The sequence below is a fragment of the Aurantimonas sp. C2-5-R2 genome, assembly GCF_036549495.1.
Classification (GTDB): Bacteria; Pseudomonadota; Alphaproteobacteria; order Rhizobiales; family Rhizobiaceae; genus Aurantimonas; species Aurantimonas coralicida_A.
In genome coordinates this window covers 1-3455 of the sequence record NZ_JAZHLJ010000161.1, presented here as the reverse complement: position 1 = coordinate 3455, position 3455 = coordinate 1, and the positions used below count along the sequence as shown (strand labels likewise).

Annotated in this window: 3 protein-coding genes and 2 pseudogenes; 1 reads left to right on the top strand and 4 read right to left on the bottom strand. The window is 61.2% G+C overall.

Annotated features, from left to right (window positions below; translation table 11 throughout):
• Positions 1–173: 173 nt before the first annotated feature.
• Together VQ044_RS24285 and VQ044_RS24280 are read right to left on the bottom strand one after the other, a co-directional pair.
• Positions 174–521, bottom strand: a pseudogene (locus tag VQ044_RS24285) (VOC family protein); the annotation flags it as partial.
• On the bottom strand, positions 508–1218 hold the full coding sequence (locus VQ044_RS24280; protein ID WP_327650222.1) for a TetR/AcrR family transcriptional regulator: 711 nt from the start codon (positions 1216–1218) through the stop codon (positions 508–510). The gene VQ044_RS24280 and the pseudogene VQ044_RS24285, both read right to left, overlap by 14 nt.
• A 181-nt stretch (positions 1219–1399) precedes the next feature.
• On the opposite strand from VQ044_RS24280, the pseudogene VQ044_RS24275 reads away from it, so the two are divergent.
• Positions 1400–1557 (top strand): annotated as a pseudogene (locus VQ044_RS24275) (C4-dicarboxylate ABC transporter permease); the annotation flags it as partial.
• A 125-nt stretch (positions 1558–1682) separates the two neighbouring features.
• Here VQ044_RS24275 and VQ044_RS24270 read toward each other — a convergent pair.
• Positions 1683–2669 (bottom strand): LysR family transcriptional regulator, encoded by a 987-nt coding sequence (locus VQ044_RS24270; RefSeq protein ID WP_327650224.1) that lies wholly within the window; start codon positions 2667–2669, stop codon positions 1683–1685.
• Positions 2670–2849: 180 nt separating this feature from the next.
• Entirely contained in the window at positions 2850–3365 is a 516-nt protein-coding gene (locus VQ044_RS24265) for a TRAP transporter large permease subunit (RefSeq protein ID WP_327650225.1), read from the bottom strand.
• Positions 3366–3455: the final 90 nt, after the last annotated feature.

The following is a 3455-nucleotide window of genomic DNA, read 5'->3' as shown; positions in this document are numbered from 1 at the left end:
GCAGCTGCGCCGACCTTTGACGGGCTTTACTCCGGGGAATGGGCGCACCCCACATTTAGTGGGCGTGGGTAACAACCGGATAGGCAAGGTTCGTTCCAACAGCAATGGCCGGGCTTCATCGGCGCGAATGCCGCGCTCTCGCGGTCGCTGTCGCCGCGCATCAGGTAGAAATGCGCGTCTTGCGGATCGGTGACGAACGCGAAACGCCCGACATCTGGAATATCGGTCGGTTCAATATCGACCCTGCCGCCGAGTGACTTCACTTTCTCGGCGGATGCATCGACGTCGGTCACGCCCACATAGAAGAACCACATATCGGGCATGGCCGTTGCGTGGTCCGGCGTGCGCATCACACCGGCGACGGTTTCGCCGCCAGCAGTTGCGATCCGGTAGTCCATCTCTGGGCCGCCGGGCATGGGTTCGAAAGTCCAGCCCATTATGGAGCCATAGAAAGCCTGCGCCGCGTCCGGGTCCTCCGTCATCAGTTCAAACCAGACGGGTGCGCCTTCACGGTTTGTCATCGTCGTCTCCCTTTTTGAAGTCCTCAGGTGGCCGATGTGAATGCCTGCCAGGCAGGCGCTTCTCGGTCCCCGCGTCCGACAGGTCGGAAAACAGCAGTTGGATGTAGCGCTTCAGATGATCCACGCTTTCGCGCGCGACCTCGCGGTCGCCGGTAGCTTTGGCGAGAATGAAGGCGCCCTGCAGAACCGCCTGGGTGTGCCGGGCTAGACTCTCCGGCGTCCAGTCGGTGGCGATGCCGCGCTCTTCCATCGCCGCTGCGATGTCAGGCTCGAGTGTCGCGGCATGGCCGAAGATGCTTGCCGCACAGGCGTCGCGGATCGACTGAGACGAGCCGTAGGTCTCCTGGACCATGGTGCCAACGAGGCAGGTGAATTCGGCAAGGTCGCCCTCGATGATCGCCTTGCGGAAGCCGACATACGAGAGCACGCGATCCAGCGGATCGTCATGGTCGTGATAGGTCGCGGTCTCGAAAAGCGCCGAGGTGGTCTCCGCCCAAAACTCCGCGGCCGCGACGCCGAGCGCCTCCTTGCTTTCGAAATGATGGAAGAAGGCCCCCTTGGTGACGCCGGCCGCCCTGCACAGGTCGTCTACGGTCGTCGCCGCGAAACCCTGTGCGCGAACGATGTCGCGCGCCGCCTCGAGAAGCCTCGTTCGGGCATCGCCGCGTTCTGGTTGATGTTTGGTTGGTCTCGGCATTAAAGCTACATACCATCCAGTTGGTATGTATGTCAAACAGCTGGAGTTCGATCAGTTCAGTGGCCTGCCCTACCGAGTGATCCGCTACAATTCATAGTGCATTACAGGCCTTGGCGCCAAGGCTCGCGTTGCCGATAAAGCCGGTCCGGATGTGGCCCTCGCTCAGGGAAGCAGCTGCGACCTGTCGCTGCCCTTCGGGCCCGCCGCCTTCTACCTGAAAAGCGTCGCGCCACCGGATATTTCGCTTGGCGATATCTTCAGGCCCTCCTCCCCTTCATTGCCATGCAGATGCTAGCGGTCGGGCTGCTGGTCGCGTTTCCCGGAATCACTGGACGCTGAGCCGAACATCGGCGCCGCACTTGCCTTGCTTGGTCCTGCTCGGATGATTTCAGCGCACATTCCCTAATCCGCTAACGGACACGCCTTCTGCTGACGTGGCGTCCATTGCCCGCATCACATCCTACTCAATCCGGCCAGGGCGAGATGCCCATCGTGTCGGGTCCAGAGGAGGTCCGGAACGTGCAGTGTTTCGCCTTCAGGAGATTTCGCGCCCGAACCTGATGGTCTCCGCAGGCGGACGTCAGCCATTCGGAAAACCGTTTCACGATCCGCCTGTTGAAGTGGCGAGGCGGACAGACGAACCAGTAGGCGGGAAAGTCGATTACCCCGTATCCTGGATTGAACGGAACGAGATCGCCGCGCTCGAGATCCGGTAGGCAGAGCGTCACGCTGTCGAGGGCGATGCCTGCCCCTTGCTTGGCAGTCTCGATCGACATCGAGGAGCGGTCGAAGCGGAACGGATAGCTGAGCTCGGGAAGGTCGATCCGGTTGGAGGCGAGCCAAAGGTCCCAGCGGTACAGCGTCTTCACACTGTCGATGAGCTTTGCGTGAGCGAGTTGCACCGACGGATCTTCGGAAATGCTGCGAAGGCGCTCGAGATATTCGGGACTGCACATCGGCATAACGAAGTCGTTCATCACGCAGTTGACCGAAAGACCGGCCCAGCCGCCCAGACCATAGCGAAGATCGAGATCGACAGCTTCCGTGTCGAAGGCGGAGAAATCCGGGGTTGCGTCTATACGAATGGTCCATTCGGGATTGTCGGACGAAAAGCCCGCAATCCTCGGCCCCAGCCACCGCACGCCGAAACTGGGGCTCACACGGATGGCAAGGCTGCGCGTATTGCGCTGACGTGAGACGACGTTGCAGACATTGCGGAGGGCGCTGAAGGCCTGGGTCGTCGTCTGGAACAGACGATCGCCGTCCAGTGTCAACACCAGCCGTTTCTTTTCGCGGCGAAAGAGGCTGACCCCGAATTGAGTTTCGAGGTTGCGCAGCTGCTGGCTGACCGCAGAGGGCGACACGCCGAGCTCTTCCGCCGCCTTCGTGACGGAGCTCAAACGCGCCACGGCTTCGAAACATTCGGTGGCCTTGAGATTGATGTCGCGCATCACGTATCGCTGTCGCAGATTGATGGCCTCGCGAAGATCGCCATGAAGCCCTTTTCGGCCACTCTACCGCATTCGGCAGGATTTGGCGCAAGGCCGAAGGCATCTGGTATCGACTGTTCCAACAGTGGACTCGGCCGTCTGCGCTCGCGGTTCAAGTCGGGGGATCAGGTTCGCCGCCCATCAGTAGATCGTCAGCGCCGGCACGTAAGAGATCAGCGCAAGAACGAGGATGGCGACAAGATAGAACGGCAGGAGCGCCTTCACCACTTCACCAATCCCCACCCGCGCGATGGCGGCGGAAATGAACAGCGTCGTGCCGACCGGAGGCGTGTAGAGACCGATTGCGAGATTGACGACCATGATCAGACCAAGTTGCACGGTGTCGAGCCCGATCGACTGGGCGATGATGACGAAAATCGGCCCAAGCAGGAGGACGGCGGCCGGCAGATCGATGAAAGCGCCGACAACCAGCATAACGATGTTGAGGGCGAGGATTACCATCCACGGGGCGGCGAAGGTCGCCTCAACCCACACCGCCAAGGTCTGCGGAATGCGCTCGGCGGTCAGCACCCACTGGATGACGGAAGAGCCCATGATGATGAGCATGACGGCGCCGGTCATCAGCCCGGTCTCGACGCAGGTGTTCCAGAGGATCTTCCAGGTCAGATCGCGGTAGATCAGGCCCGAGACGAGCAGGAGCTATGGCTGAAAATGGGTGATGGGGCCTGAGAAGGCGGCGTATCGTGGCGGGTTCTGAAGCCTGCCAGAACCTCCCGAAGGAGCGAT

Coding starts and splice junctions, on each gene's coding strand:
- VQ044_RS24280 (WP_327650222.1), bottom strand. CDS start 1,218: ATGCCGAGACCAACCAAACATCAACCAGAACGCGGCGATGCCCGAACG.
- VQ044_RS24270 (WP_327650224.1), bottom strand. CDS start 2,669: ATGCGCGACATCAATCTCAAGGCCACCGAATGTTTCGAAGCCGTGGCG.